24 protein-coding genes and 4 tRNA genes are annotated in these 26164 nt (G+C 71.5%); 14 read left to right on the top strand and 14 right to left on the bottom strand.

Translation table 11 applies throughout. The annotated features are described in order from the left end of the window. Positions 1-2 precede the first annotated feature (2 nt). Positions 3-479 (top strand): (2Fe-2S)-binding protein, encoded by a 477-nt coding sequence (locus PD653B2_RS19930; RefSeq protein WP_085874161.1) that lies wholly within the window; start codon positions 3-5, stop codon positions 477-479. Between the two features lie 25 nt (positions 480-504). On the opposite strand, the gene PD653B2_RS19935 is transcribed toward PD653B2_RS19930, so the two are convergent. Continuing rightward, positions 505-2289 (bottom strand): sensor histidine kinase, encoded by a 1785-nt coding sequence (locus tag PD653B2_RS19935; RefSeq protein ID WP_085874162.1) that lies wholly within the window; start codon positions 2287-2289, stop codon positions 505-507. Between the two features lie 115 nt (positions 2290-2404). Between PD653B2_RS19935 and purF the strand changes: the two genes are divergently transcribed. From purF to PD653B2_RS19950, 3 genes are all read left to right on the top strand, one after another. After that, positions 2405-3949 (top strand): amidophosphoribosyltransferase, encoded by a 1545-nt coding sequence (gene purF / locus PD653B2_RS19940; RefSeq protein ID WP_085874163.1) that lies wholly within the window; start codon positions 2405-2407, stop codon positions 3947-3949. A 13-nt stretch (positions 3950-3962) separates the two neighbouring features. Continuing rightward, positions 3963-5027 (top strand): phosphoribosylformylglycinamidine cyclo-ligase, encoded by a 1065-nt coding sequence (gene purM, locus PD653B2_RS19945; RefSeq protein WP_085874164.1) that lies wholly within the window; start codon positions 3963-3965, stop codon positions 5025-5027. 132 nt (positions 5028-5159) lie between these two features. Further along, on the top strand, positions 5160-5348 hold the full coding sequence (locus PD653B2_RS19950) for a DUF3073 domain-containing protein (protein WP_085874165.1): 189 nt from the start codon (positions 5160-5162) through the stop codon (positions 5346-5348). Between the two features lie 126 nt (positions 5349-5474). Here the strand turns inward: PD653B2_RS19950 and PD653B2_RS19955 are convergent, their stop codons facing one another. The 4 genes from PD653B2_RS19955 to PD653B2_RS19970 all read right to left on the bottom strand — a co-directional run bounded on the left by PD653B2_RS19955 (position 5475) and on the right by PD653B2_RS19970 (position 11802). Continuing rightward, complete coding sequence (locus PD653B2_RS19955; RefSeq protein WP_085874166.1) at positions 5475-6563, bottom strand: Glu/Leu/Phe/Val family dehydrogenase; 1089 nt, start codon at positions 6561-6563, stop codon at positions 5475-5477. 98 nt (positions 6564-6661) lie between these two features. Next, positions 6662-7945: a hypothetical protein gene (locus tag PD653B2_RS19960; protein WP_085874167.1), complete on the bottom strand. Its 1284-nt coding sequence runs from the start codon at positions 7943-7945 to the stop codon at positions 6662-6664. 5 nt (positions 7946-7950) lie between these two features. Continuing rightward, positions 7951-11160 carry a response regulator gene (locus PD653B2_RS19965; protein ID WP_085874168.1) on the bottom strand — a complete coding sequence of 1070 codons (3210 nt, stop codon included), beginning with the start codon at positions 11158-11160 and terminating at the stop codon, positions 7951-7953. Positions 11161-11169: 9 nt separating this feature from the next. Continuing rightward, on the bottom strand, positions 11170-11802 hold the full coding sequence (locus PD653B2_RS19970; RefSeq protein WP_085874169.1) for an HNH endonuclease family protein: 633 nt from the start codon (positions 11800-11802) through the stop codon (positions 11170-11172). A 126-nt stretch (positions 11803-11928) separates the two neighbouring features. Here PD653B2_RS19970 and PD653B2_RS19975 point away from each other — a divergent pair, with 126 nt between their 5' ends. The 3 genes from PD653B2_RS19975 to PD653B2_RS19990 all read left to right on the top strand — a co-directional run bounded on the left by PD653B2_RS19975 (position 11929) and on the right by PD653B2_RS19990 (position 15201). Continuing rightward, positions 11929-14196, top strand: coding sequence for a DUF6351 family protein (locus PD653B2_RS19975; protein WP_207559392.1), 2268 nt, complete (start codon positions 11929-11931; stop codon positions 14194-14196). Between the two features lie 36 nt (positions 14197-14232). Continuing rightward, complete coding sequence (locus tag PD653B2_RS24305; protein WP_089504028.1) at positions 14233-14751, top strand: hypothetical protein; 519 nt, start codon at positions 14233-14235, stop codon at positions 14749-14751. Between the two features lie 66 nt (positions 14752-14817). Beyond that, on the top strand, positions 14818-15201 hold the full coding sequence (locus PD653B2_RS19990) for a hypothetical protein (protein WP_085874172.1): 384 nt from the start codon (positions 14818-14820) through the stop codon (positions 15199-15201). An 89-nt stretch (positions 15202-15290) separates the two neighbouring features. On the opposite strand, the gene PD653B2_RS19995 is transcribed toward PD653B2_RS19990, so the two are convergent. Then, positions 15291-15364 (bottom strand) — tRNA-Phe (locus PD653B2_RS19995). Between the two features lie 107 nt (positions 15365-15471). Here PD653B2_RS19995 and PD653B2_RS20000 point away from each other — a divergent pair. Beyond that, positions 15472-15544 (top strand) — tRNA-Glu (locus PD653B2_RS20000). Positions 15545-15796: 252 nt separating this feature from the next. After that, positions 15797-16330 carry a DUF6326 family protein gene (locus tag PD653B2_RS20005; protein ID WP_207559391.1) on the top strand — a complete coding sequence of 178 codons (534 nt, stop codon included), beginning with the start codon at positions 15797-15799 and terminating at the stop codon, positions 16328-16330. Here PD653B2_RS20005 and PD653B2_RS20010 read toward each other — a convergent pair. Further along, the gene (locus PD653B2_RS20010) at positions 16275-17003 is read right to left on the bottom strand and encodes a DUF4386 domain-containing protein (RefSeq protein ID WP_085874173.1); all 729 of its coding nucleotides are present in this window, start codon (positions 17001-17003) and stop codon (positions 16275-16277) included. The genes PD653B2_RS20005 and PD653B2_RS20010 overlap by 56 nt on opposite strands. A 219-nt stretch (positions 17004-17222) precedes the next feature. Here PD653B2_RS20010 and PD653B2_RS20015 point away from each other — a divergent pair. Continuing rightward, positions 17223-17296 (top strand) — tRNA-Asp (locus PD653B2_RS20015). Positions 17297-17359: 63 nt separating this feature from the next. Then, positions 17360-17713 carry a metallopeptidase family protein gene (locus PD653B2_RS20020; protein WP_085874174.1) on the top strand — a complete coding sequence of 118 codons (354 nt, stop codon included), beginning with the start codon at positions 17360-17362 and terminating at the stop codon, positions 17711-17713. A gap of 78 nt (positions 17714-17791) precedes the next feature. Here PD653B2_RS20020 and PD653B2_RS20025 read toward each other — a convergent pair whose 3' ends face one another. From PD653B2_RS20025 to PD653B2_RS20035, 3 genes are read right to left on the bottom strand one after another with little or no spacing between them, the layout of a single operon-like run. Continuing rightward, positions 17792-18115, bottom strand: a complete 324-nt coding sequence (locus tag PD653B2_RS20025; protein WP_085874175.1) for a fluoride efflux transporter FluC — start codon at positions 18113-18115, stop codon at positions 17792-17794. Further along, positions 18112-18534: a CrcB family protein gene (locus tag PD653B2_RS20030; protein WP_085874176.1), complete on the bottom strand. Its 423-nt coding sequence runs from the start codon at positions 18532-18534 to the stop codon at positions 18112-18114. Before PD653B2_RS20030 ends, PD653B2_RS20025 begins: the two co-directional genes overlap by 4 nt. Beyond that, a complete protein-coding gene (locus tag PD653B2_RS20035; protein ID WP_207559390.1) occupies positions 18531-19475 on the bottom strand; it encodes an ATP-binding protein in 945 nt (314 codons plus the stop codon). Before PD653B2_RS20035 ends, PD653B2_RS20030 begins: the two co-directional genes overlap by 4 nt. A 241-nt stretch (positions 19476-19716) precedes the next feature. Between PD653B2_RS20035 and PD653B2_RS20040 the strand changes: the two genes are divergently transcribed. Next, entirely contained in the window at positions 19717-21213 is a 1497-nt protein-coding gene (locus PD653B2_RS20040) for an NAD(P)/FAD-dependent oxidoreductase (protein WP_085874177.1), read from the top strand. Positions 21214-21220: 7 nt separating this feature from the next. On the opposite strand, the gene PD653B2_RS20045 is transcribed toward PD653B2_RS20040, so the two are convergent. Continuing rightward, positions 21221-21889: a PaaI family thioesterase gene (locus tag PD653B2_RS20045; RefSeq protein ID WP_085874178.1), complete on the bottom strand. Its 669-nt coding sequence runs from the start codon at positions 21887-21889 to the stop codon at positions 21221-21223. 41 nt (positions 21890-21930) lie between these two features. Between PD653B2_RS20045 and PD653B2_RS20050 the strand changes: the two genes are divergently transcribed. Next, a complete protein-coding gene (locus PD653B2_RS20050) occupies positions 21931-22455 on the top strand; it encodes a GNAT family N-acetyltransferase (RefSeq protein ID WP_207559389.1) in 525 nt (174 codons plus the stop codon). Between the two features lie 432 nt (positions 22456-22887). Here the strand turns inward: PD653B2_RS20050 and PD653B2_RS20055 are convergent. From PD653B2_RS20055 to PD653B2_RS20065, 3 genes are all read right to left on the bottom strand, one after another. Continuing rightward, positions 22888-22960, bottom strand: a tRNA-Lys gene (locus tag PD653B2_RS20055). Between the two features lie 325 nt (positions 22961-23285). After that, the gene (locus PD653B2_RS20060; protein ID WP_085874179.1) at positions 23286-24002 is read right to left on the bottom strand and encodes a hypothetical protein; all 717 of its coding nucleotides are present in this window, start codon (positions 24000-24002) and stop codon (positions 23286-23288) included. A 112-nt stretch (positions 24003-24114) separates the two neighbouring features. Further along, positions 24115-25434: a metallophosphoesterase family protein gene (locus PD653B2_RS20065; protein ID WP_165763556.1), complete on the bottom strand. Its 1320-nt coding sequence runs from the start codon at positions 25432-25434 to the stop codon at positions 24115-24117. Positions 25435-25817: 383 nt separating this feature from the next. Here PD653B2_RS20065 and cspE point away from each other — a divergent pair, with 383 nt between their 5' ends. Further along, complete coding sequence (gene cspE, locus PD653B2_RS20070) at positions 25818-26021, top strand: transcription antiterminator/RNA stability regulator CspE (RefSeq protein WP_028636594.1); 204 nt, start codon at positions 25818-25820, stop codon at positions 26019-26021. The last annotated feature ends 143 nt before the right edge of the window (positions 26022-26164 follow it).

Raw genomic sequence — 26164 nt, forward strand, 5'->3', positions numbered from 1 at the left:
ACGTGCCTCGACAGACCTTCGTCCTCAACGGCAAGCCGACGACCGTCGACGTCCACGACGACGTCCGCGTGCTCTGGGTGCTGCGCGACCTGCTCGGGGTCACCGGCCCCAAGTACGGCTGCGGCATCAACGTCTGCAAGGCCTGCACCTCGCACGTCAACGGCCGGGCGTTCAACCCGTGCTCGGTCCGCGTCGGCGACCTGGAGAAGACCGACGAGATCACCACGATCGAGGGCCTCGCCGACACCGTCGACGGCGACCTGCACCCGATGCAGCAGGCCTGGCTCGACCGTGACGTCGCCCAGTGCGGCTACTGCCAGCCCGGCCAGATCATGGCGGCGGTGGCGCTGGTCCGCAAGGTTCGCCGGGAGGGCCGATCGATCACCGACGCGGACCTCGACGGCATCCGCAACATCTGCCGCTGCGGCACCTACACGCGGATCCGCGAGGCGATCGCGCAGGGCGAGCGCCAGATGTGACCGGCCCGGGTCGAAGCGGCCCGGGTCAGAGCGGCGCGGCCGGGAGGATCACCCGGAACGTGCTGCCGCGGCCCAGCTCGGACTCGATCTCGAGTCGGCCGTGGTGCCGGTCGACGACCCGGCGGGCGATCGCCAGACCCAGGCCGGTGCCGGGCTGGGCGACCGCGGCCGGGTTCGTCGAGCGGAAGAACTCGGTGCCGAGCCGCGCGACGTCCGCGGCCGCGATGCCGATGCCCTCGTCGGCCACGGAGAGCACCACTGCCTCGTCGGTGCGCGACACGGTGATCGTGACCACGCCGCCGTGGGGCGTGTACTTCACCGCGTTGCTCACCAGGTTGGCACAGACCGTGTCGAGCTCGTCGGGGTCACCGAGCGCGAGCACCGGCTCCGCGGGCGCCACGACCCGGACGTCGATGCCCTTCTGCTCCGCCGCGACCATCGTCAGGTCGACGACCTCGTCGACGAGGCGGTGCAGGTCGACCGGGGCGGCGATGATCGGGTTGTCGGCGTCCCCGACCTTCGCCAGCAGGAGCAGGTCGTCGATGACGCGGACCATCCTGCGGGCACCGCGCCCCATGGCGTTGAGCGAGCTCTGGGTGGTGCCGGAGAGGTCGGGAGACGACTCGAGCATCTCGAGGTGCCCGAGCACCGACGTGAGCGGGTTCTTCAGCTCGTGGGCGACGGTGGCGATCAACTGGCCCTTGTAGGTGTCGAGCGCCTGGAGCTCCTCGACGAGCTGGTGCTCGCGCTCGAAGGTCCGCGCGTTCAAGATCGCGCGGCCCAGGTCGTGGCCGATGTCGAGCGCGGTGGCGGCCTCGGCCTCGGTCCACGCCGGGGCGCCGGGCGGCCGGGTCAGCACGAGGTTGCCGAGGCACTCGGGGCCGGCACCGATCGGGGTGAAGAGCAGCGACTCGACGCCGATGTCGGCGATGAAGGCGAGGATCTGCTCAATCTCCTCCGGGGTGATCGTGTCGGCGAAGCCGCGGTACTGCGCGACGACCACCGCACGCTGCTCGTCCCAGGCGGCCCGGGCCGCCCTCTCGGCGATCGCGACCATCTCGGGGCCCAGCTCGATCGAGTCGCCGTCAGCGGAGTAGATCGCGCTCCGCCCCGAGCTCTCGAAGGCCTGCAACCACATGCCGGCCGCGCGGAACCCGTCGAGCAGGGCCCCCCGGCTGTCGGCGACGATCCGGTCGAGGCTCAGCTGGGCGGTCGCCCGGCGCACGATCAGCCGGGCCGCCTCGGCCATCCGCACCTGCTCGGCGAGCGCCTCCCGCTCGAGAGCGACGACGACGGCGCGCCCGGCCTGCTCGGCGTAGCTGTTGAGCACCGCGCGCTGGGCCGCGCCGGGCCGGCGGCCGTCGACCGGCAGGTCGATGGCGAGCGTGCCGCGCAGGGTCCCGTCGACGTACAGCGGCGCGATCAGCAGGTCGAGCGGGTGCCAGGCGTCCGGGGCGTCGATCGGCTCGATGTCGGGGACCCAGCCCCAGTCCTCGCCGGCGCCGGGGTCGAGCCGCTCGTGCGGCACGAAGCGGAGCAGGCCCCAGTCGTCGGCCTTGGCGATCTCCCGGTTGAGCCGGTCGACCGGCGTGCGGGTGCCCTGGAGCTGCTGGCGCGCGGCGTCGCTGCCGGCGACCGCCATCACCTCGAGCCTGCCGTCCGCGCGAACGACGCTGATCGCGGCGACCCCGAAGCCGGCGAGCTGGGTGACCCCCTCGGCGATGAGCTGGAGGGCGTCGCGCGAAGGGGCGTCCGACCAGCTGGTTTGCGGGTCGGACACCGGCGTGGTCTGGGAGTTCTCCCGAGACATAGTTCCTCGTGTCCTTCGGTGGGGCGCTCGCCCATCGTACGCACGCCGACGTATCCGACCGCCACGGTCGGGACGGCGAATGGGACCCGCCGCCGAGGAGACCTAGACTTTCGACGTGCCCTTCCACAACGGCCCCCGCAAGGGTGGCGACGGCAGGTTGACCGCGGCCCTCGATCCGCACGACCAGGGACCCCAGGACGCCTGCGGTGTCTTCGGCGTCTGGGCGCCGGGGGAGGACGTCGCCAAGCTGACCTACTTCGGGCTCTACGCACTCCAGCACCGTGGTCAGGAGTCCGCCGGCATCGCGGTGAGCAACGGCCGCCAGATCCTGGTCTACAAGGACATGGGCCTGGTCTCGCAGGTGTTCGACGAGACGACCCTCGCGTCGCTGCGCGGTCACCTCGCGATCGGCCACAGCCGCTACTCGACCACCGGGGCCAGCACCTGGCAGAACGCGCAGCCGACGTTCCGGCCCACCGCCGACGGCTCGATCGCGCTCGGCCACAACGGCAACCTGATCAACACCCACGAGCTGGCCCAGATGGTCGTCGACCTGCCCGGGCCCGACGACGAGCTCGAGCTGCACACCCGCCCGTCGGAGCCGTCCACCAACGACACCGGCCTGGTCACCGCGCTGCTCGCGCACCACCCCGACACCTCGCTCGAGCAGCGCGCCCTCGAGGTGCTGCCGCTCCTCAAGGGCGCGTTCTGCTTCGTCTGGATGAACGAGAACACGCTGTACGCCGCGCGCGACCCGCAGGGCATCCGCCCGCTCGTGCTCGGCCGCCTCGACCGCGGCTGGGTCGTGGCCAGCGAGGACGCCGCACTGGCGACCATCGGCGCGAGCGTCGTCCGCGAGGTCGAGCCCGGCGAGATGATCGTCATCGACGAGAACGGCCTGCGCTCCCACAAGTTCGCCGAGCCGGCCCGCAAGGGCTGCGTGTTCGAGTACGTCTACCTCGCCCGCCCGGACGCCACCATCAACGCTCGCAGCGTGCACGAGTCGCGGGTCGAGATGGGCCGCCAGCTCGCCCGCGAGTTCCCCGTCGAGGCCGACCTGGTGATCCCCGTCCCCGAGTCCGGCACACCGGCCGCCGCGGGCTACGCCGAGGAGAGCGGGATCCCCTTCGGCCAGGGCTTCGTGAAGAACGCCTACGTCGGCCGCACATTCATCCAGCCCAGCCAGACACTGCGCCAGCTCGGCATCCGGCTCAAGCTCAACGCCCTCGAGCACATGATCCGCGGCAAGAAGATCGTGGTGGTCGACGACTCGATCGTGCGCGGCAACACCCAGCGCGCGCAGGTGCGGATGCTCCGCGAGGCGGGGGCGCTCGAGGTGCACGTGCGGATCTCGAGCCCGCCGGTGAAGTGGCCGTGCTTCTACGGCATCGACTTCGCGACCCGGGCCGAGCTGATCGCCAACGGGCTCACCCCCGAGGAGATCGCCGCCAGCGTCGGGGCCGACACCCTCGGCTACATCTCTCTCGACGGCATGATCGATGCCACGAAGCAGACGCGCGACACCCTCTGCACGGCGTGCTTCACGGGCGAGTACCCGATCGCGCTGCCCGACGAGAGCCTGCTCGGCAAGCATCTGCTGGAGTCGTCCATCCAGGCGCCGACGTACGGCAAGGCGCTCCCTGTCCTGAACAACCCCTGACCAGGAGCCCCCGTTGAGCGAGTCGAACGCGTACGCCGAGGCCGGCGTCAACATCCAGGCCGCCGACACGGCGATCGAGCTGATGAAGGGCTGGATCGAGAAGTCCCGGCGGCCCGAGGTCATCGGGGGGCTCGGCGGCTTCGCCGGTCTCTTCGACGCCTCCGCGCTGACCCGCTACCAGCGACCGCTGCTCGCGACCTCGACCGACGGTGTCGGCACCAAGGTCGCGATCGCCCAGGCGATGGACGTCCACGACACGATCGGTTTCGACCTGGTCGGGATGGTGGTCGACGACCTGGTCGTCTGCGGCGCCGAGCCGCTCTTCATGACCGACTACATCGCGACCGGGCGCGTCGAGCCGGAGAAGATCGCCTCGATCGTCAAGGGCATCGCCGAGGGCTGCGTGCTCGCCGGCTGCGCCCTGATCGGTGGCGAGACCGCGGAGCACCCCGGGCTGCTCGCCCCCGACGAGTACGACGTCGCCGGCGCGACCACCGGCGTGGTCGAGGCCGACAAGCTGCTCGGCCCGGGCCGGGTCCGCCCCGGTGACGTGGTGATCGCGATGGAGGCCTCGGGCCTGCACTCCAACGGCTACTCGCTGGTGCGCCACGTGCTCCTGGAGAAGGCCGGTCTCTCGCTGGAGGCCCACCACGACGAGTTCGGCCGCACCCTCGGCGAGGAGCTGCTCGAGCCGACCCGGATCTACGCCAAGGCGTGCCTCGACCTCGCCGACCGCACCCGCACCCACGCGATGTCCCACGTGACCGGCGGCGGCCTGGCGGCCAACCTCCAGCGGGTCATGCCGGTCGAGCTGCGCGCGACCCTCGACCGCCGTACCTGGACGCCCCAGCCGATCTTCGACTTCGTGCGCCGTACCGGCGACGTGCCCCAGCCCGACCTCGAGGCGACCCTGAACTGCGGCGTCGGCATGGTCGCACTCACCGACCCCGAGGACGCCGACACGGCGATCGCCGTGCTCGCCGAGCACGGCGTCCGGGCCTGGGTCGCGGGCGAGGTCACCGTCGACCCGGATCAGCGTGGCCGGGTCGAGCTGACCGGCCAGCACCCCGGCTGGTAGGTCCGCGCCGCATTTCGGGCAGGTGATGTGCGGGAACAGCCGCGCAACAGGTAGCGTTGCCCCCACGAGAACTCTTTGAGACCAGCCCGGGAGCCAGAGTGCCCCGGCCGAGCGTGCGAGGGGGCTGACCCTATGGGGCGCGGCCGAGCGAAAGCCAAGCAGACGAAGGTCGCCCGCGACCTGAAGTACCGCACTCACGAGACGGACTTCGGGGCGCTCGCCAGTGAGCTGCACGGTTCCAGTGGTGAGGACGACACCGGTCAGGTGGAGCCCGAAGAGCTCGAGAAGTGGTCGGACTACTCCGGCCCCCGTCGCGACTGACTCTCTCCAGTCACAGCTGACGCGGGTTTCACCGGTTGACCGCTGAAACCCGCAGGACACGCCGTCACGACACGGCGTGTCGCGCGGATCTCGGCGGCTGACCGGTGAAACCCGCGCGCCGCGCCATCAGGCGCGGAGCCACATCCCGCGCAACCGCCCGACCTCGCGCATGCGTCGTTCGGCGAGCCGGTCGGCGGCGATCGCGGGCGGTACGCCGTCGGACGCGGCCAGCTCGAAGACGTGCCGCGTGGTGTCGAAGATGCCGGCGGCACGCTGCTGCGCCCGCTCGAAGGAGAAGCCCTCGAGCTCGTCGGCGACCTGGATCAGGCCGCCGGAGTTGACGCAGTAGTCCGGCGCGTAGAGGATGCCGCGCTCCTCGAGCGCCTTCTCCACGCCCGGGTGGGCCAGCTGGTTGTTGGCGGCGCCACACACGATCCGCGCCGACAGCACCGCGACCACCTCGTCGGTGATCGCGTCCCCGAGCGCGCACGGCGCGTAGACGTCCAGCTCCGACGCCACCAGCGCCGCGGCGGACGCGGCGACGCGCACCGAGGGGAGCTCGTCGCGGACCCGCTCGACCGACGGTGCGTGCACGTCGGTGACGACGACGGTGGCACCGTCCTCGACCAGGTGCCGGACCAGGTGCGTGCCGACCTTGCCGACGCCGGCCACGCCCACCGTGCGCCCGGCCAGCGACGTGGTGCCCCAGACGACCGACGCCGCGGCGCGCATGCCCTGGAACACGCCGTACGCCGTGAGCACCGAGCTGTCCCCGGCGCCGCCGTGGGCGACCGTGCGCCCGGTGACGTAGGAGCACTCCCGGGCGATCTGGTCCATGTCGGAGGAGTTCGTGCCGACGTCGCAGGCCGTGTAGTAGCGGCCGTTCAGCGACTGCACGTGGCGGCCGTAGGCGCGCAGGAGCGGCTCCGACTTGAGCGTGGCGGGGTCTCCGATGATGACCGCCTTGCCGCCGCCGAGGTCGAGCCCGGCCAGCGCGGCCTTGTAGGACATGCCGCGCGAGAGGTTGAGGACGTCGCGCACCGCGTCGGCGGTGGTGGCGTAGGGGTGGAAGCGGGTGCCGCCGAGGGCGGGACCGAGGGCGGTGGAGTGGATCGCGATCACGGCCTTGAGGCCGGTGGCGGGGTCGTTGGCGAAGACGACCTGCTCGTGCTCGGAGCCCAGCTCGAAGACGTCGGCGGACGCGGCTGCAGACATGGATGGTGCCTACTCTCTGGTTCGGCCACGGGATGGTGTGGCGCTGTCGTGAGGACGCGGCAGGGGTGGCGTCGTGTCCTTGCTCACACCGTAGACCGTCACACCGGACGGGCGAAGACCACGTCCCCGTGCGTCCCGTAGCCCGGCAGCGGACCGCCGTACGGCCGCCCGTTGAAGCCCACCAGCAGCCACGAGTCGCTGTCGGGCACCAGCGTCGGCCACGGGATGTTGGTGGGGTACGGCGCGTCGAGGGCGCCGACCTGCTGGAGGTCGAGGTCGAACACCGGGTAGCCGCGGCGCTGCCCCCGGCGCCCGTCGCGGCCGTCGCTGGCGAGCACCCGCCACGCGCCGTCGAGCTCCATCACCGTGGTGCCCTCGGTCGCGATCCGGTCGGTCGCGGCGGAGCGCAGCGACAGCGAGTCCAGCGCCGGACCGGCCGCCAGGGCCGGGTGGAAGCGGAAGAACCGCGGCGCGGTCACGAAGCCCACCAGCCAGCCGTCGTCGGTCCGGACGAGGTGCGGGTCCCACACGCCGACCGACCTGAGCCCGGTCGTGGGCAGCACGAGCGGCCGGGTGTCGAGGAGGTGCCGACCGGCGAGCAGGTCGGCGTTCGTCTCGGCGAGGGTCACCGCCACGGTCGCGCCCGCCCGGCGCCGGTCGAAGTCCCCCCACGTGCTCGTCGCCACCAGCCACCGCTCGCCGTCGCGCACCAGGTGCGTCGCGTGGTCGCCGAACGCGCCCGGGCGCTCCGGTCGCCGGAAGAAGAGATCCGCGCGGTGGCTCAGCTCCAGCGTCACCGGGTCCAGCGACCACACCGAGGTGTGCGCGGTGTCGAAGAAGCCCGGTCCGGCGCTGGTCGCGGTCAGCAGCACGCGCCCGTCGAGCCGGTACGTCGTGCCGTCGGCGTGGGTGACCTGCCGGACGTCGCGCAGCCCGAGCTGCCCGAAGCCGCCCGCGCGGACGTCGGTCAGCGCGCCGCGGGAGGCCGGGGCCAGGTCCGCCAGCCACGCCTCGGCACGCGTGTCGACCCGGTCGGCCAGGTCGACCCGGCCACGGACCGTCCAGGGTCCGTCGGCCCGGGTGAGCACGCTCAGGTGGGTGCCGGTCAGGGTCAGCCCGAGCTCCGTCACCGGCCCGTCCGGGCGCCCGTGCCGGCGGGACCGGTGCGTGGTCGTGCGGCCGCCCGCGGTCACCTGGAGGCCGGCGCCGGTGCCGTCGTATGCCCCCGACAACCGCACCTCGCCGCTCGTGAGCTCCAGCGTCGCGGGCCCGTCCAGCGCGGCGGTCACCGCGGCGTACGGCGCCAGCAGCGGTGCGGCCGGACCCGGGGCCACCAGGTCGACGGGTCGCCGCCGGGCGACGACCTCGAAACGGGGCAGCACCGGGGTCAGCCGCGCGCGGCCGTAGCCCGCTGGAGGGCGGTGACCGCGGCCTCGATCTCGGTGGTGAGCTCGGTGAGCATCGGCCGCGCGCCCGCGGTGTGGCCGGCGATGCCGAGCGCCTCGAGCTGCGCCGCGGCCGCCGCCACCCGGGGGAGACCCAGGTTGAGCGCGCTGCGCTTGAGCTGGTGGGCGGAGGTGAGCAGCGACATCGCGTTGTCGCGGTCGACGGCCTCGCGGATGGCCATCAGCTGGTTGCCGACGCGGCCCATGAACGACGCCGCGGTGCGCTCGAAGAAGCTCACGCCGTCCTTGACCAGGCCGTCGAGCATCGAGATCCGTGCCCGGTCCAGCACCAGGTCGTCGTGCGGGGTGGCCTTCGGGCGCGGTGCCGGGTCGGGAGGCGAGCCGGCCGCCTGCGTCGCGCCGGCGGGCTGCACCCACTCCCGGACGACCCGTTCCAGCTCGGCGGCGTCGACCGGCTTCGTCAGGTAGTCGTCCATCCCGGCGGCCAGGCAGCGCTCCCGCTCGCCCTCGAGCGCCGACGCGGTCATCGCGATGATCGGCACCCGGCGGCCGACGGGCTCGCGCCGGCGCACCTCCCGGGTCGCTTCGAAGCCGTCCATCCGCGGCATCCGGCAGTCCATCAGCACGGCCGCGTAGTCGTGGGGACGGGTCAGCCGCTCGACCGCCTCGACGCCGTCGGCGGCCAGGTCGACCGCACAGCCGAGGTGCTCCAGCATCCCGGTCGCAACCAGCTGGTTCACGAGGTTGTCCTCGACGACGAGCACCCGGATCCCGAGCCCCGGAGCGCTCGGCGACGCGGGGGCGGGTGCGTCGCTCGGCCCGCCGAGCGCGGCCATCAGGGCCCCGTGCAGCTCCGAGTGGCGCACCGGCTTGCTCAGCGAGGCGCCGATGCCGGCGTCCTGGACCGCCTGGCGCGGCACCGACTGGTCGGAGGTCAGGAGCAGCATCGCCACCGGGCCGAGGGTCGGGTCGGCACTGATCTGCCGGGCCAGGCCGAGGCCGTCGGTGCCGGGCATCACCAGGTCGAGCAGCGCGATCTCGAAGGGCTGGCCGGACCGGGCGGCTTCCCGCAGCGTGGCGAGCGCCTCGGTGGCCGACGCGACCGCTACCGGACGCAGCCTCCAGGCGGAGAGCTGCTCCTCGAGGATGAACCGGTTGGTCTCGTTGTCGTCGACCACGAGCACCCGCCGGCCCTCGAGCCGCCGGGAGGGGTCGGGCTGTCGGGGTGCGGCGCCGGCAACCCGGCCGAGCCGGACGGTGAAGGAGAAGGTGCTGCCCTGTCCGGGCTCGCTGGCCACCCAGATCTCACCGCCCAGCGCCTCGACCAGCTGCCGGGAGATGGCGAGCCCGAGACCGGTGCCGCCGTGCCGGCGGGTCGTGGACGGGTCGGCCTGGGTGAACGCGTCGAAGAGCCGTTCGCGGGACTCGGGCTCCAGTCCCACGCCGGTGTCGGAGACGTCCACCCGGAGCACCACGTCGGTGGAGGACTGGCGCTCCACCTGCGCCTGGATCACCACCTCGCCGCGATCGGTGAACTTCACCGCGTTCGACCCGAGGTTGGTCAGCACCTGGCCGAACCGCACGGCATCGCCCCGCAGCTGGAGCGGTACGTCGGGGTGGCAGGCGACCACGAGCTCCAGGCCCTTGTCGTGGGCCGGCCCGCTGAGCACGGAGGCGGCCTGGTCGAACACGGACCGCACGTCGAAGTCCACGGCCTCGAGCTCGAGCTTGCCGGCCTCGATCTTGGAGAGGTCGAGGATGTCGTTGATGATCCCGAGCAGGGTCAGGCCGGCGCCCTGGAGGTTCTCCGCCAGCCGGCGCTGGTGGTCGTCGAGGCCGGTGCGGAGCAGCAGGTCGGTGAGCCCGATGACGCCGTTCATCGGGGTCCGGATCTCGTGGCTCATGGTCGCGAGGAACTCCGACTTCAGCCGCGACGCCTCCATCGCGTCGTCGCGCGCGTCGGCGAGCTGCAGTGCGCTGCGCTCGCGTTCGGCCACGACCGCGAGCTGGTTGGCGATCTGGGCCATCAGCTGGTGGGAGTTCTCGTCGGGCGGCAGCTCGTCGGCGAGCAGCTGGACGACGGCGAGCACCTCGCCGTCGAGGATCACCGGCATCGCGACCAGGCTGTGGGTCACGGCTCGCCCCGTCGTCGGCCCGACGGTCACCTGGGCGCTGGCCCGCGCCCGCTCGGCGAGCTCCGGGTCGGGGTCGACCAGGGCGGCGCCGCCCAGGTCGAGCTCCTCGACGGCGTCGGAGCGGTACAGGAACGCGCACACCGCGCCCCACGTCGTGTGCTCGGGGAGGCCGGCGCCGGCCATCAGCAGGGCCTCACGCAGGCTGGTGGCGCTGTTGGCCGCCATCGCCATCTGCTGGAGCAGGTAGAGGCGGCGGTTGGCCTCCGCGGCCTGCTCGTCGGCGCGGGCGACATCGGTGATGTCCTGGGCGGTGCCGCCGAGCCGTTCGACGGTGCCGTCCGGGCCGCGCTCCACGACACCGCGGCCGCGCACCCAGCGGACGGAGCCGTCGGCGTGCACCACGCGATGGTCGAAGCCGTACTCGTCGTCGTCGGCCATCGCCTTCTCGACGGTGGCGCGTGCGCGTGCGCGGTCGTCGGGGTGGATCATCTCGGCGTACTCGGCATACGTCGGGGACGTGCCGGGATCGACGCCGAAGATCCGGCACATCTCGTCGGACCAGTGGACCCTGTCGTCGGCGACGTCCCACTCCCAGCTGCCGATGTGGGCGATCACCTGGGCGGTCGCGAGCTGCTGCTCGCGCTCCTGGAGCGTCTCCAGGAGCTCCTTGCGCTCCGTGTAGGGCGTGACCCGGTGCAGCCACCCGATCCGCACGCCGGCGTCGTCCAACACCGGCGCGTAGCTGACCAGCCCCCACACCGGGTCTCCGACCGGACGGGAGAAGCGGGTCTCGAGGTTCTCCCGCCCGCGGGCCGACGTCTCGAGCTCCGCCATGTGTGCCTGGAACTGCTCGCGGCCGACATTGTCGAGCAGCTCGGTCACGGGCAGGCCGTGCATCTCCTCGACGGTCCGGCCGACGATCGCGGCCATCCGGGCATTGGCGTACGTCGTGATGCCGCGTTCGTCGAACATCCAGAGCCCGTCCGGCATCGCCTCGAACAGACGCCGAACGAGGTCGGCGTCATCGCCCGCCTGGTCCTTCGCCGCCGAGCCCATGTGCCATTCCTACCCCGCTGCCGGTCGGACATGTATGAACTTGTTGGGACATGTCCCCGCCAATCGCACCAGCTCTGCCTTTTCGGTGCCGTCGACGGCCAGTCCCCAGCGCAGCTTGACGGCCGTCCAGTGCCGCACGTAGGCGCACCCGCCGTACGTCGGCCGCCACTGCGCGACGTCGCGGTCGCCCTTGGACTGGTTGACGTTGTCGGTGACCGCGACCAGCGACCGCGGGTCGCGCAGGTCGTTGGCGTAGCGCTCCCGGCGGTGGTCGCCCCACGCGCCGGCGCCCGAGTCCCAGGCCTCCTTGAGCGGCACCAGGTGGTCGATGTCGACGTCCGACGACGCCGTCCAGGTCGCGTGGTCGTACGGCGAGAACCACTCGCCCTCGGTGACGGTGCAGCCGTCGAGCGGCACCCGCGACTCGGCGATCAGCACCTCCTCACGGGTGTCCTGGCAGTCGCCGTCGGCGTCGATCCAGTGCCGGAAGAGGTCGCGGTCGTAGCCGTCGGGCGTCTCATCGGCCTGCGCCAGGCTGCGCACCGCCGCCCGGAGCCGCAGCGTCTCGGCGCCAGCGGCCGCGGGCACGGCCAGCGCCGCGAGGGACGTGACGACGACGAGGAGCAGCAGGCGGCGCAGCATCCCCCGATCATCCCCCGAGCCCGACGCTCGACGGGGGACGAGGTCGCGTCTCGAGACCCGGATGCCGCCGTGGGCGTGTCGACACCGGCTCACGTGACGACCGCCACCCTCCCTCGTTGGAGGGGCATGCGATCCCGCCTGGTCCTCGTCCTGCTCGCCCTGCTGGCTCCCCTGCTGGCGGTGCTCCCGACCTCGGGCAGCTCCGCGGCGCCCCAGGGCCGGCTGACGATCGAGGTGCTGTCCAACCGCTCGGACCTGATCTCGGGCGGTGACGCCCTGGTCGCCGTCCGGGTGCCGAAGGGCGTGCGGCCCGGGCAGGTGCGGGTGCGGCTCGGCGACCGCGACGTCACCCAGCGGTTCTCGACCCGCGGCGGCCGGCTGCTCGGGCTGGTCACCGGCCTGGACCTGGGCCGCAACGTGCTCCGCGCGACCGCGCCGGGCGCCCGCCCCGACCGTGCGGTCGTGGTCGACCACCCCAACGGCGGGCCGCTGTTCTCCGGCCCGCACTCCCCGCACTACGTGTGCCAGGAGTCGGCCACCGACGCACAGTGCAACGAGCCGGCGACGTACGACTACCTCTACAAGTCCACCGACCCGGCGACGCCCGACCTCCAGCCCTACGACCCGGCCGACCCCCCGGCCGACGTCGCCACCACCACCACCGACCAGGGCGTGGAGGTGCCGTTCGTCGTCCGCCGCGAGCAGGGCTACCAGGACCGCGACCGCTACACGATCCTCACGCTGTTCCGGCCGGGCCGGGCCTGGAGCGCGGTCGCCCCGCAGCGGCAGTGGAACCACAAGCTGCTGGTCACCCACGGCGGCGGCTGCGGCGCGTCGTACACCCCCGGCGGCCCGCCCCTCGCCGACTACTCCGGCACCTTCGAGGGCGCCCCCGCCGTCACGCCGAGCTATGTCACCGCCCTGGGCCTGGGCTTCGCGGTGGTCTCCACCGCGCTCGACAACACCGGCCACAACTGCAGCGTCGCGATGAACGCCGAGTCCGTGCTGATGGCCAAGGAGCGCCTGGTCGAGCGGTACGGCCTGCTGCGCTACACGATCGGCACCGGCTGCTCCGGCGGGTCGATCGCGCAGCACACGGTCGCCAACGCCTACCCCGGCATCTACCAGGGCCTGATCACCAGCTGCTCCTACCCCGACACGTTCACGGCCGGCGCGCAGTTCGCCGACTACCACCTGCTGCGTCTCTACTTCGAGGACCCGTCCCGCTGGGGCGCCGGCGTCGTCTGGTCGCCCACCCAGATGGCCCAGGTCGAGGGACACGCCTCCCACCTCAACGCCGTGGTCGCCGACGAGGGCCTCTTCAAGGCCGCGCTCGACCCCGAGAACGCCTGCCCCGGTACGACCGACCCGGTCGCCGGGGACCCGACGACCCGCTACGACTCCGAGACCAACCCGACCGGGGTGCGCTGCTCGGTGCTCGACCTGCTGGTCAACCAGCTCGGGCGTCGCCCCGAGTCCGTCTGGACCCCGCAGGAGAAGGCAGCCGGCCACGGCTTCGGTGGCATCCCCTTCGCCAACAAGGGCATCCTCTACGGCCTGTCGCAGCTGAGGGCCGGCACCATCACCCCCGCCCAGTTCGTCGACCTGAACGCCAAGGTCGGCGGGCTCGACGTCGACTCCGGGCTGATCGCCGACCGCACGGCCGGCGACCCGGCCGCGATCGCCCGCGCCTACCGGACCGGGCTCATCGACGAGGCCAACCACCTCGACGAGGTCGCGATGATCAACCACGGCGGCCCCGACCCGGGCATCGCCCACGACTACGCCCACGCCTTCTGGACCCAGGAGCGGCTGCAGGCCGACCAGGGCAACACCGACAACCGGGTGATGTGGTTCGGCCCGACCCCGCTGATCGGTGACGTGAACTGGGCCAACGAGGCGCTGACCAAGATGGACGAGTGGCTTTCCGCCGTGGAGAAGGACACCGGCTCGCGGCCGCTCGCCCGCAAGATCGCCGCGGACCGGCCCGACGACGTCACCGACCGGTGCGTCGTCGGCGAGGCCGCGGACGCCTGCGACGTCGAGGAGCTCCAGGTCCTCCAGACGCGGCTCAGCACCCCGCGCCAGGAGGCCGGGGGCCCGGTCGCCAACGACAAGGTCGCCTGCAGGCTCGAGCCGCTCGACCCGAGCGGGTTCGACTTCATGCTGGTGCCGTTCACCGACGACCAGTGGGCGACCCTCGAGGCCACCTTCCCCGACGGCGTCTGCGACTGGTCGCAGCCCGGCCGGGGCCAGGGCCCGGCGCAGACCTGGCTGCGGTACGACGCGGCCGGCGGCGGCGTCGTGTACGGCGGCCGCAACCTGCCCGCCGTACCCGCACACTCGGCGGGTGGCCTGCTCGGCCCGGTCTTCGCGCCGATGCTGCGGCGGTAATCGGAACCGCCCAGCGGTCGGCCCCGTCGTACGGGCATGACGACGCTGCGGATCCTCCTGGCCGGTCTCCTCGGGGCGTGCGGCCTGGTGGTCTTCACCGCGATGCCGTCACACGCCTGCTCGTGCGTGGTGGCGTCCACCGACGACTACGTCGAGTGGGCCGACGCGATCTTCACCGGCACCGTTGTCGAGGTCACGCCGCCGCCCCAGCGTCCGGTCATGTCCAGCGGTGACCCGGTGACCCACACGTTCGACGTCGAGACCGTGCACGAGGGCGACGTCGCCTCGACCGCGGAGGTCACCAGCGCGATGTCCGGGGCGTCCTGCGGCCTCGAAGGCCTGCGCATCGGGACGTCGTACCTCGTGTACGCCGAGAGCGGCCACCGCGGGCTGAGCGCCAACCTCTGCGGTGGGACCGGCCCGGCCAGCCCGGCCCGGGTCGACGGGGTCGAGCGGGTCCTCGGGACGGGGGGACCGCCGGCGACGGCCGTCCCGGACAGCGTGGTGCTCGCGTCCCTCGCGGACGGTCTCGGCGTCTTCCGCGGCTGGTGGTGACGCCGTGACGGGCGATCCGGCCCCGGAGTCTTGACGTCGAGCGGAACCCTCAGGGACCGTTCCTGCATGCGTCGCGCTCCGCACGAGAACGTGGCGACCGTGCTGGTCGCCCCGGCCGCGCTGCGCGAGCTCGAGCTCGAGCTGATGCCGCTCGACCTCTGGGTCTGGCCGGTCGCGACCGCCGCGGTCTACGAGGACGGGCCGCGTGCGGCCTTCCAGATCCGGCGCCGGATGCTGATGGCCCGCCGCGGCGCCTGGGACGACGCCGCCGGGTGGACGCCGGTCTGGATCGCCTTCGGCGAGAGCTGGTACGACGGCGCCGAGCCGCTGCCCTGGGCCGCGCACCAGACGCTCTGGCGGGTCCTGGAGCGGTACGCCGAGCACACCCGCTACCGGCTCGGCCTCGGCGGGATCCCGCGCGTCGACGTGCCCCACGAGCGGAGCGCGTAGAGCACGACCGGCTCGCGGTCGCCGTGACGGCGAACGCCCCCGCCGGATCCGGCGGGGGCGTTCGTGCAGGTCGCGGCCTGCGGTGCCTGTGGCCAGGGGCGGGGTCGAACCGCCGACCTTCCACTTTTCAGGCGGACGCTCGTACCAACTGAGCTACCTGGCCAAGCGACCGAAACCCTACAGGAGCGCGCGCGGCCTCACGAAAACGGGGAGGGCCGGTGCTTTTGGAGGCCGCTCAGGCGGCCCCTATGCTGTGCCGAAGCATGTCCGGCCCCCATCGTCTAGCGGCCCAGGACCCCGCCCTTTCACGGCGGTAGCACGGGTTCGAATCCCGTTGGGGGTACTGCGTCGAACAGGGGTCTGACCAGCGGAAGCGCTGGGCGGGACCCCGTGGCCATGGTGGCCCCACCCGGGGCCTCCGCGGAGCTGTGGTGCTGCGGGCAGAACCCAGATCGCACAACACAGGTCTCGCAGTGACAAGACGGCGGTCAGTCGGGCACGTGACCAAGGACCCTGTTCGTCGTCCTGGCCGGGGCTCTAGCGTGAGGTCGAACCGCTCGATGCGGAGCGTGCCTCTACCCAGCAGGTGAGTTCCATGCGACAGCCCGAGCCTGACGTCAGGATCCTGCTTTCCACCCTCTGGATCTTTGCGACCCTCAACTATCTCTATTGCGACGTGCTGTCCTTGATGGACTCTCACCTGCTGCGTCAGTACCTGGTGGGGACCGTGGGCGACATCGAGATGACCCAGACATTCCTGGTCGGCGCCGCGGTGCTCATGGAGATCCCGATCGGCATGGTCCTGGTGTCCCGGGTGGCGGGCTATCGGGTCAACCGGTGGGCCAACATCGTCGCTGGTTCGTTGATGACGGCAGTCCAGGCGATCACCGTGTTCGTGGGCTCGACGACTCCGTACTACGCGTTCTTCAGCGTGGTCGAGATCGCGACCACCGCGTCGATCGTCTGGCTGGCCCTGCGGTGGCACGTGGCCCCTGTGGTGCGCGACCAGCCGTTGCTGGCGACACCGAGCACACTGCTGACGACGACCGGCGGCGTCCCGCCTGCCAGGCGTCCTACGACACGGGCGGACGCAGGTCGATCTTCGTTCTGGAGCCGGCCTCGGCGCTGACGCCGCGGACGAGCAGGTAGCCGATCATCCAGAACTCGCCGATGGTGGCAGGCAGCGCCAGGAGGCTGGCCGCGAGCTGGGTGTCGGTGAGGTAGGTGAGGAACGGGGCGAGGACGTAGGCCGCTCCGCCGACGATGAGAACCCAGCCCAGGGGGCGGGGCATCCAGGCGGACAGGTGCACGAGCCGGCCCATGGGGATCAGCCACAGCCCGAAGAAGATCTCGCCAGCAAGCCAGAGTTGGTCGCTCGCGACGTACAGCAGCTGTGCGGTGGCGGCCGCGTCGCCGCCGGGGGCGAGGGACGTGTCGAGGGCGACATCGAGGGAGGTGGCGAGGAGCGCCGCGCTGATCAGGATCGCGATGGCGTTGACGAAGCTGAACGCCACCAGGGACCCGGCCGCGAAGGTGTCGACCGACCGGAAGAGTCGGTAGAACCACAACCCGGCGAGGGCCTGGGTCACGACGATGCCCAGCTCGAGGGCGATCCCGATCCGAGCGAGGGTCTCGTTGCCGGTCAGTTGGGTCAGCGTGGTGGCCGGGCTGTCGGCGTCGAAGAGTTGCGGGCGGATCAGCAGGTGGCCGCCCAGGCCGGTGAGCGCGATGCCCAGATACAGCAGGCCGGTGGTGCGGGCAGTGCGAAGGAGGGCTGGGCGAACGAGGTCGCGCGGCGACATGGTGTCCTCCTGGGTGCCGTACGGCGCAAGCTAGCCCGCACTGACAGGCGATGGCTAGGGTCGGAGGTCCTCGAACGGCGCGGCGAGCGCTGGAGCCTCGAGCGCGTGCCGGTGCCACCGTCGCCGTAGCGGGTCCCGATTGGGAGTCGACGCGATGTGTGGGTTAGAGTTCCACCGCTTCAGCAATGAGGCCCAGCACGGCAACACAGCACCACACCTGGCCCCGTAGCGCAGTTGGTTAGCGCGCCGCCCTGTCACGGCGGAGGCCGCGGGTTCGAGTCCCGTCGGGGTCGCAGACGAAACGCTCCGGATCACACCGATCCGGAGCGTTTCTGTTGCTCCAGCACAATGGCCCCATGCCGATCGAGATGGGCCGTGCGGACTTCGAGGACCTCGTCGACCGGGCCCTCGACGAGATCCCCGACGAGATCACCGCGCTGGTCCGCAACGTGGTCGTCCTGGTCGAGGACGAGCCGCCCGAGGACGAACCCGACCTGCTCGGCCTCTACGACGGCATCGCGCTCACGGAGCGCTGGGGCGACCCGATGATGGAGCTGCCCGACCGGATCTTCATCTTCCGCGGGCCGCTGCTCGACATGTGCGACACCGTCGAACAGCTCGTCGACGAGGTCCGGATCACCGTCGTGCACGAGGTCGCCCACCACTTCGGCATCGACGACGACCGGCTCCACGACCTCGGCTACGCGTGACGTCCGGGGACGGTAGTCCCTGACGTTTCGGGCCTGGATCTGCGCGTCTCACCCCGGAAACGTCAGGGACTACCGCACTCAGACCAGCCAGAACCCCAGTGCGCAGGCGGCCAGCGACACCCCGATCGTGAGGACGGCGTACGCCGTGCCCCGCGCTGGGCCCTGCGCGTGGGTCTGCACGGCGAAGGCCGAGTACGTCGTGAAGCCGCCGCAGAAGCCGGTGCCGAGCAGGGCCATGGCGTGGCCGGACAGCGCGAGCGCCGAGAACAGCCCGAGCAGGAAGGACCCGGCGACGTTGACCGCCCCGGTGCCCCACGGGAAGTCCCGGTCGTGGCGGCTCGCGACGGTGAAGCGCAGCGGCGCACCGACAGCGGCGCCCAAGGCGACCAGCAGGACCGTCACTCGTCGCCTCCCTCGCCGGCGAAGATCCCGCGCTCGAGCGCCGTCGACCAGCGGTCGGCCACCAGGACCGCGACCAGGCACGCGCCCAGCGTCGCGACGAGGTAGGTCGACGCCAGGGCGACGTGGCCGGCGTCGAGGAGGGCGCGCGACTGCTCGGAGTAGGCGGACAGGGTCGTGAACCCGCCGAGGACGCCGGGGCCGAGGCCGACGGCGAGGGTGCGGTTGTCGCGGACCCGGGCGGCGGCCGGCAGCAGCGCCAGCAGGAAGGCGCCGGCGACGTTGATCGCGAACGTCGACCAGGGGAAGGCGTCGGCGTCAGCCGGGAACACCTCGGTGAGGCCCCACCGGGCGACGGCTCCGACCGCGCCTCCGACCGCCACCGCCGCGATCAGCCGCGGCGGCGGGAGGGCCGTCGTCACGAGACGCTGCTCTGCCGCCTGGACACGGGCGCATCCTGCCACGCCAGCGAGGCCTCGCCCTTCTCCTGTCGCACGAACTCGTTGAGGAACCAGCGTTGGAACCGCTGCTGCTCGGGGGTGCGCGCCAGCGACAGCAGCCGCTCCTCGCGGCAGAACGCGTCCGCCAGGTCGAGCAGCTCGATGAACCGGCCGATCTTGGCGGCCGTCTGGCGGGGCATCGCGACGTGCAGATCGGTCGTCGCGGCGCCCGACTGGAGCGCCTGGTCGATCTGGTCGGCCCCGATGCCTTCGCGCAGGTCGCGCTCCAGGGAGCCGAAGAGGTCGGAGAGGTCCTTGGCGAGCGGGTACTCGGACTCGTGGGCCAGGGCGAGCAGCCGCACCTCGCGGCGCAGCTCGCGGTAGTGGCGCTGGAACTCGACGAACGAGCGCAGGGGCACGCCGCGGATGTCGATGCGCATCTCGTCGGTCGAGGGCTGGGTGGACACCGGCGTCGCCGTCTCGCCGGTGACCACCCCCTCGACCATCTCGTCGCGGGCCTGCGCCGCCGGCACGAACCAGACGAGCTTGCCGTTCTCCTCGACCTCGACGCCCCACGCGTCGGAGCAGCGCGCGACGATGCTCAGGCCGCGCCCGAAGGTGAGCATCAGGTCGTCGTCGTCCGCGGGACCGACCCCGGGCATCTGGGGCAGCTCGACCGACCCGTCGCGGACCTCGACGCGGGGGTGCTCGCGGGTGCCGCGGACGCGGACGCTCAGGGGCGGCCCGGCGTGCAGCAGCGCGTTGGTGACGAGCTCGGAGACCCCCAGCTCGGCGCACTCGACGAGGTCGCTGCGGGCGATGTCATGGCAGGTCTGGACGACCCAACGGCGTGCGTCCTGCACGCCGCGGGGACCCGAGCCCAGGGACAGGGCTGGCCTGTTCAGCGGCACGGTGGTCTCCACGAGGAACGAAGGCTGGCGGCGAAGCCATTGTCGGCTCGTGTACCCCTCGATATCCACGCCAAACATCCGTGTCGGCGCCTTCTTCGAGCGGTCCAGACGGGTACGACGATCGAATCGATGGCGAATCGCCCTGTGATCGAGGAGACGTACCCCGATTGCGCCCGGGAGCCCCTGCGACGGAACAATGGGAGTACGAGAGAGTGTTCTTCTGGCACGATCCAATTCGTAGGAAAGGTCCGTGATGGCAGCCACCGAGGCAGCTCCGCAGACACCCCAGCACCGCCACCAGGTGGTCGTCATCGGCTCCGGCTTCGGAGGCCTCTTCGGCACCAAGGCGCTGCGTCGTTCCGACGTCGAGGTCACGATGGTCGCCAAGACGACCCATCACCTCTTCCAGCCGCTGCTCTACCAGGTCGCGACCGGCATCCTCTCCCAGGGAGAGATCGCGCCGCCGACCCGCGAGGTGCTGAGCAGCCAGAAGAACGCGAGGGTCCTGCTCGGGGAGGTCACCGGCATCGACCTCGAGCAGCGGCTGGTCACCTCGCAGGTGCTCGGCCGTCAGACGGTCACGCCGTACGACTCGCTGATCGTCGCGGCCGGCGCCGGCCAGTCGTACTTCGGCAACGACCACTTCGCGGAGTTCGCTCCCGGCATGAAGAGCATCGACGACGCCCTCGAGCTGCGCGGCCGGATCTTCGGCGCGTTCGAGATGGCCGAGCTCGGCGCCGCCCGCGGCGAGAACGTCGACCACCTGCTGACCTTCGTGGTCGTCGGTGCCGGCCCGACCGGCGTGGAGATGGCCGGCCAGATCGCCGAGCTCGCCCACCGCACCCTGCGCAAGGACTTCCGCTCGATCAACACCCGCAGCGCGCGGGTGATCCTCGTCGACGCCGCGCCGCAGGTGCTGCCGCCGTTCGGCGCGAAGCTCGGCGCCAAGGCGCAGACCGAGCTCGAGAAGCTCGGCGTCGAGGTGATCCTGGGCGCGATGGTGACCGATGTCGACGAGCGCGGCATCGAGATGAAGTTCAAGGACGGCCGGATCGAGCGGATCGACACCGTCACCAAGATCTGGGCCGCCGGCGTCCAGGCCAACCCGCTGGGCCGCACGCTGTCGGAGCAGACCGGTGCGCCGCTCGACCGCGCCGGCCGGATCAGCGTGAACCCCGACCTGACGCTGCCCGGTCACCCCGAGGTCTTCGTCGTCGGCGACATGATCTCGCTCGACCACCTCCCGGGTGTCGCCCAGGTCGCCATCCAGGGCGCCAAGTACGCCGCCAAGGAGATCGACAACCGGCTGAAGTCCAAGGCGTCGGCCGGCCCGTTCCACTACTTCGACAAGGGCTCGATGGCGATCATCAGCCGCTTCCGGGCGGTCGCGCTGATCGGCAAGTTCCGGATCACCGGAGTGCTCGCCTGGCTGATGTGGCTGGCCCTGCACCTCATCTACATCACCGGCTTCAAGAGCCGGGTCACGGCGCTGCTGCACTGGGCCGTCTCGTTCATCGGCCGCGGCCGGTCCGAGCGCACGACCACCGAGCAGCAGATCTTCGCCCGCAGCGCCCTCAGCAGGCTGAAGCGCGGCGCGGCCGACCTGGTCTCCGACCCGGGCGCGTACGACGCCGCGCGGCAGCTGCTCGAGACCACCCGGCGCGCCGAGCTCGAGGCCCAGGCGCTGGAGGAGGCGCGGCTCACCGACGCCGGCCAGCGCGGTGTGCCCGTGGGCGAGCGGGTCGGCTAGCTCCGCGTTACTCGAAGTAGCGGGGCGTCGCCTCGGCCTCGTGCTGGGCGATCGCCGCGCGCGCCCAGCGCGGCAGGATGAAGACGCCCTCGGCCTCCACGGTCACGCCCTCCTCGTCGAGGATGTGGCCCTTCGCCCAGGTCTTGATGCCCTCGCTGCGGTCGATCCAGCTCTCCGCGCGCAGGTCACCCAGCCGGGTCCCGCGCCGGTAGCGCAGGGTGAGGGTGCCGGTCATGCCCGGCTTCCCACCGGCGCCCGCGGCCTCGCCGAGCATCTGGTCGAGGATCAGCGCGGAGACGCCGCCGTGCACGAGGTCGGGCGGCCCCTCGTAGGCCGCGCCCAGGTGGAACGACGACCAGGAGCGGCCGGTCTCGTCGTGCTCGACCACCAGCGGCGGCGCGATCGGGTTGCGCAGCCCCACCACGGAGTTGCCCCACGGGCGCCCGCGCCCGGTGACGCCGAACCGCACGCCGTACGGGCCCTCGAGCTGGCGGGTGCGCAGCCGGGCGGTCAGCGCCTCGACCTGGGCCTGCACGGCCCGGATCTCGTCGTCGTCGACCTCCGTGCGGATCGTGGCGTCGACGAGCTCCCGCACCGCCTGGGTGAACGGCACGTAGACCGCCTTCTGGCGCTCCAGCTCCTCCGGGGCGATGTCGTCCTGCACGTATCCGGCCACGCCCGGATCCTAGAACACGTTCCATTTGGTCCAATGTCCCGGTGACCGCGCTCTCGACACCCGACGTCCGGCTGCACGCGTCGTGGGCGGAGGCGGTCGCGGAGTTCTACGCGGTCGGCGAGGAGCACATGCACGGCTCCGGGCTGTGGGACTTCGAGCACCTCGACGTGACCGAGGCCGGCTGCCGGACCGTCGTCGAGCACCTCCTCGCTCAGGCCGACCCCGCGACGCTGCAGCCGGAGGGTCGGGTGCACTGCACCTACTACTGGATCACCGAGGGCGACGAGTTCGTCGGCTACCTCGCCCTGCGCCACGCGCTCACGCCCTGGCTGCTCGAGGAGGGTGGCCACATCGGGTACGCCGTACGACCGTCTCGACGCGGTGAGGGACACGCCTCCCGCGCCCTCGCCCTCGCCGTACGGGCGGCGGGCGAGCACGGGCTGGACCGGGTCCTGCTCACCTGCGACGCGGACAACGTCGCGTCGAGGCGCACCATCGAGGGCGCCGGGGGAGAGCACGAGGACTCGCGCAACGGCAAGCGCCGCTACTGGATCAGGACGCGCTGACGGGCGCGGCCGGCTCGGCCGCGCCCGTCGGTGCCCGCTCGTCCGTCGACGCGTCGTCCTCCGGTGACGGCGCGGTCTCGGCAGGATCCGGCTGCCGGGACGACGTGGCATGCGGGGAGAAGACAGCCCGCGCCAGGTCCTCGACCACCGCCCGACCGAGGTCGGGCGGGGCAGGCTCGTGCTCAGGTGTCCCTCTCCCCATGCCCTGAGAACGGTCCTGCGAGGCGGGCGTTATGAGGAGCGGTGCGGTGGTCTGGTCCAGTGGGGGCCCGGAAATAGAGTGAACCGCCGGCGTCTCGGGTCACCGACGGTTCAACAGCCGTGAGGTTAGGGGCTGCCGCCCGCGCCGCGCATCTGAATCCAGGCAAAATCTGGTCCGGACGCCGACTGGAGTAGACCGGCTGTCCGGTGGCCCCGTGCGGACCGCCTCGGTAGGCCCCGTGGGACTCGAACCCACAACCAAAGGATTAAAAGTCCTCTGCTCTGCCAATTGAGCTAGGGGCCCGGGGCATGGGACGTGAGTCCGGGCCTCCCTCGGGACTTCCCTGGGGAAGACCGCCCCATGATCGGGCGCCATCATCGCAGACCGACCCGCCGGGCGGCCTCTGGGCCCTGGCCCCAGGCGGCCGCTCGACGTGCCCGGTAGTGGTGACCCGACGTCGTTCCGAGGGTCGATGTTCTCCCGGGCAAGCTCCTCGACGTTCGGCCATGGGTACGGCCATCCGCCCGATGGCGTCGTGACCGTAGGGGTCGGGCGCTCGATGGGCGCCGCTTCCGACTCGTTGCCGGCTTCGTCCCGGCCTTCGTCCGTGGCCACGCTGTCGTCGGGCTCAGGCGCGGGCTCGACCACGAGCGAACTCCTCGAGGTGGTCGGTCAATGCGCGTGCCCCGACGTCGTGCTCGCGCGCGTCCAGCGAGCCGGCTGCATCCAGCGCCGCGAGTGCCCCGTTTCCCTGGGTCGCGATGCGCTTGATGCCGTTGGTGTCGAAGTGGGTCGACCGGAGGGTCATGGTGCCTCGAGCGGAGCGGCGCAGGCCGTAGCGTTTCTCGAGCTCGTCGAGCTCGTCGGCGGCGATGTACCCGTCGACCTGGTCCTTGCGGGCGTCGGCCAGCCCGAGTCCCCGACGGCTGACGACCACCATGTCCTTGCGCATCCTCGGCGCCAGGAAGTCGTAGTACTCGTACGTCCGTGTCGCGGCTCGGTTGCGGGCCCGGCCGACGAGCTCGTGCGCACCGGTCTCGCTCTCAGCGAGCTGGCGCAGCCGTGACCTGAGTCGGGATGTCTGCACCTGGCCGAGCCAATCGACCTCGAGGCCGGACAGGAGTGCTACTGCTGCCCAGGCGGTGACTTCGTCCCAGGCCCGCGTGCGGGAGAACCCACGTTCCCGGAGGTACGCCGCAAGAGAAGCGCGCTCCACCAGACCGCGTCCCACGTAGCTCACCTCGCCGGCGCTCCCGAGGCGCGCGACCTGACGGGTGGTCACGCCGAGGAGGCGCGCAGCCTCTTCGACCTCGACGTACTCGCCGCTCCTCGCCCGGGTTGCCATAACAGACACAGTCCTCTTGGAGACGTCGTTTGTAAAGGTGAAGACACAACAGATGACGTCTGTTGGCAGACGCTATCTGTTAAGCACCTCGGCCTGCGCCGGGCGGGTGCCGTCAGATCACGGTCTCCGGGTGCAGCGTGCCCTCGTACTTCCACGGGTCGTGGGCCGGGTGGTAGGTGCCGAGCTTCGCGGTGTGCTTGATCAGCTCCCGGTTGCGGGTGACGATCCGGCCCCGGCGCACCGGGTCGCCGTAGACCAGCTCGGTGCGCTGCCACTTCCTGCGGTCGGTCGACCACAGGGTCTGCTCGGCACTGGCCGCCTCGACCGACATCTCGTAGTAGTCCAGCGTGGTGGTGCCGTCGGCGTAGACGTTCCCGACCAGGTAGTTGAAGGCGTAGCGGAAGATGCTGCCGTGGCTGATCTGCACGACCGAGTGCTTGCCGTCCTGGTGCACGGTGGTGTCGTGCACCTCGCCGCAGAAGTAGAAGTCGGCGCCCTCCTCCTCGAGCGCGGCGTACAGCTTCGACTGCATCCCCTCCGGCACGTGGAGCATGCCCGACGAGACGTTGCGCACCGGCATGATGATCGGGATGTGACCCTGCACGATGACGATCCGGCCGGCCTTCTTCGCTGCGCGGATGGTGCGCCGTAGCCAGGAGAGCTGGCCGCCGAACACGCCGAGGCGGACGCCGTCGTCGTGGTGCTGGAAGACGTCGACGGTGATGAGGGTGAGCTGGGGGCCGATGTCGACGGCGTACGCCGTCTTGCCGGTCGCGGTGCCGACCGGGCGGTTCGCGAAGCGCGGCTTGCCGCCGACGGTCGTGAAGTGGCGCGACCAGGCGTCCTTGCAGGTCGGCACCAGGTAGTAGCGGTTGTCCTTCTCGCCCTTGTCGTGACCGGCGAGGTAGCGCCCGGACGGCGACCAGGCGTCGTTCTGGTCCGGAGCCGGCCGGTCGTCGAGGAGCTCGTGGTCGCCGACCGCGGGATAGACGGTCAGGCCGCGCGAGGAGAAGAGGTTGGCCCAGAAGCCGTAGTAGAGGTCGCCGGCGCGCTGCACGGCCGACTCGCAGTCGGCGATGGAGCGCGCGTCCCTGCCCTGGCTGACGGGGCCGAACAGCTGACGGCCGGTGGTGTCGAGGTTCCATCGCCCTTCGACGAGGTCGCCGCCCACGAACACGGCGTCGGGCCGGTGCGCCGCGACGGCCGCCAGGCACTTGTCGATCGCGGCCAGCCAGGAGCTGTTGACCGAATTGGGGCCGCCGTCGTAGTTCGACAGCACGCGCAGGTCGCCCACGTCGCCGTTGAAGAAGTCGGGGGTGGAGACGAACTTCGCGACCGGCGTGCGTGCGAGCGCGGGGGCGACGTCCGCGTCGAGACCCAGGGCCGCGGCCGCTGTCACCGACGTGCCGAGGAGAGCCCTGCGAGTGAGCACCGCGGGCTCCTTCCGGGAGAGGTCGGTGTCGACGCGATCTTTCCTGCAGGATACCGCCCCGTACGACGCGATCCGGGGGCTCTGCGCCCGGTGCGGGGGAGCCCGAAATCCGGTCCGAGTCCCCGCCCCGTCACACTCCTGACGCGCAACCTTCATCCGCGAGGAAGAGATTTCCTGTCCTGGCATGTTGGCATGGGGCCGAAGATTGGTAGCCTGTGTCACGCAACAGGTGCAAGTTCCAGCAGGTCTGACGCCCGCGGAGTTTGTGATCCAACGGCGTTTCTTCTCGTGGTAGCCAATCCAGGGTGGGAGCGACGTGTCACCGCATCTATTGCGGGGCCGTCGAAGTGACGGCCTCTCGCCCCATATAGGAGTAACGAGCAATGGCTCAAGGCACCGTGAAGTGGTTCAACGCCGAGAAGGGTTTCGGCTTCATCGCGCAGGAGGACGGCGGCGACGACGTTTTCGTGCACTACTCGGCGATTCAGTCGCAGGGCTACAAGTCCCTCGATGAGAACCAGAAGGTCGAGTTCGACGTCACGCAGGGCCCGAAGGGTCCTCAGGCGGAGAACGTTCGCGCCATCTGATCGCGCAAGGAGGCTCGAGCACCTGCTGCTGAGTCTTCCAGGAGGCCTCACCCGTACGGGTGGGGCCTCCTCGCCATTTCGGGGGAGGACGTATGGCCCACCCGGGCCAGATTTCGCCTTCGGTGTTTGGTGCCCGTGACCGT

The sequence above is a fragment of the Nocardioides sp. PD653-B2 genome (assembly GCF_002117935.1).
Lineage (GTDB): Bacteria > Actinomycetota > Actinomycetes > Propionibacteriales > Nocardioidaceae > Nocardioides.

Coding starts and splice junctions, on each gene's coding strand:
- PD653B2_RS19935 (WP_085874162.1), bottom strand. CDS start 2,289: ATGTCTCGGGAGAACTCCCAGACCACGCCGGTGTCCGACCCGCAAACC.
- PD653B2_RS19950 (WP_085874165.1), top strand. CDS start 5,160: ATGGGGCGCGGCCGAGCGAAAGCCAAGCAGACGAAGGTCGCCCGCGAC.
- PD653B2_RS19955 (WP_085874166.1), bottom strand. CDS start 6,563: ATGTCTGCAGCCGCGTCCGCCGACGTCTTCGAGCTGGGCTCCGAGCAC.
- PD653B2_RS19965 (WP_085874168.1), bottom strand. CDS start 11,160: ATGGGCTCGGCGGCGAAGGACCAGGCGGGCGATGACGCCGACCTCGTT.
- PD653B2_RS19970 (WP_085874169.1), bottom strand. CDS start 11,802: ATGCTGCGCCGCCTGCTGCTCCTCGTCGTCGTCACGTCCCTCGCGGCG.
- PD653B2_RS19975 (WP_207559392.1), top strand. CDS start 11,929: ATGCGATCCCGCCTGGTCCTCGTCCTGCTCGCCCTGCTGGCTCCCCTG.
- PD653B2_RS24305 (WP_089504028.1), top strand. CDS start 14,233: ATGACGACGCTGCGGATCCTCCTGGCCGGTCTCCTCGGGGCGTGCGGC.
- PD653B2_RS19990 (WP_085874172.1), top strand. CDS start 14,818: ATGCGTCGCGCTCCGCACGAGAACGTGGCGACCGTGCTGGTCGCCCCG.
- PD653B2_RS20005 (WP_207559391.1), top strand. CDS start 15,797: ATGCGACAGCCCGAGCCTGACGTCAGGATCCTGCTTTCCACCCTCTGG.
- PD653B2_RS20010 (WP_085874173.1), bottom strand. CDS start 17,003: ATGTCGCCGCGCGACCTCGTTCGCCCAGCCCTCCTTCGCACTGCCCGC.
- PD653B2_RS20020 (WP_085874174.1), top strand. CDS start 17,360: ATGCCGATCGAGATGGGCCGTGCGGACTTCGAGGACCTCGTCGACCGG.
- PD653B2_RS20040 (WP_085874177.1), top strand. CDS start 19,717: ATGGCAGCCACCGAGGCAGCTCCGCAGACACCCCAGCACCGCCACCAG.
- PD653B2_RS20060 (WP_085874179.1), bottom strand. CDS start 24,002: ATGGCAACCCGGGCGAGGAGCGGCGAGTACGTCGAGGTCGAAGAGGCT.
- cspE (WP_028636594.1), top strand. CDS start 25,818: ATGGCTCAAGGCACCGTGAAGTGGTTCAACGCCGAGAAGGGTTTCGGC.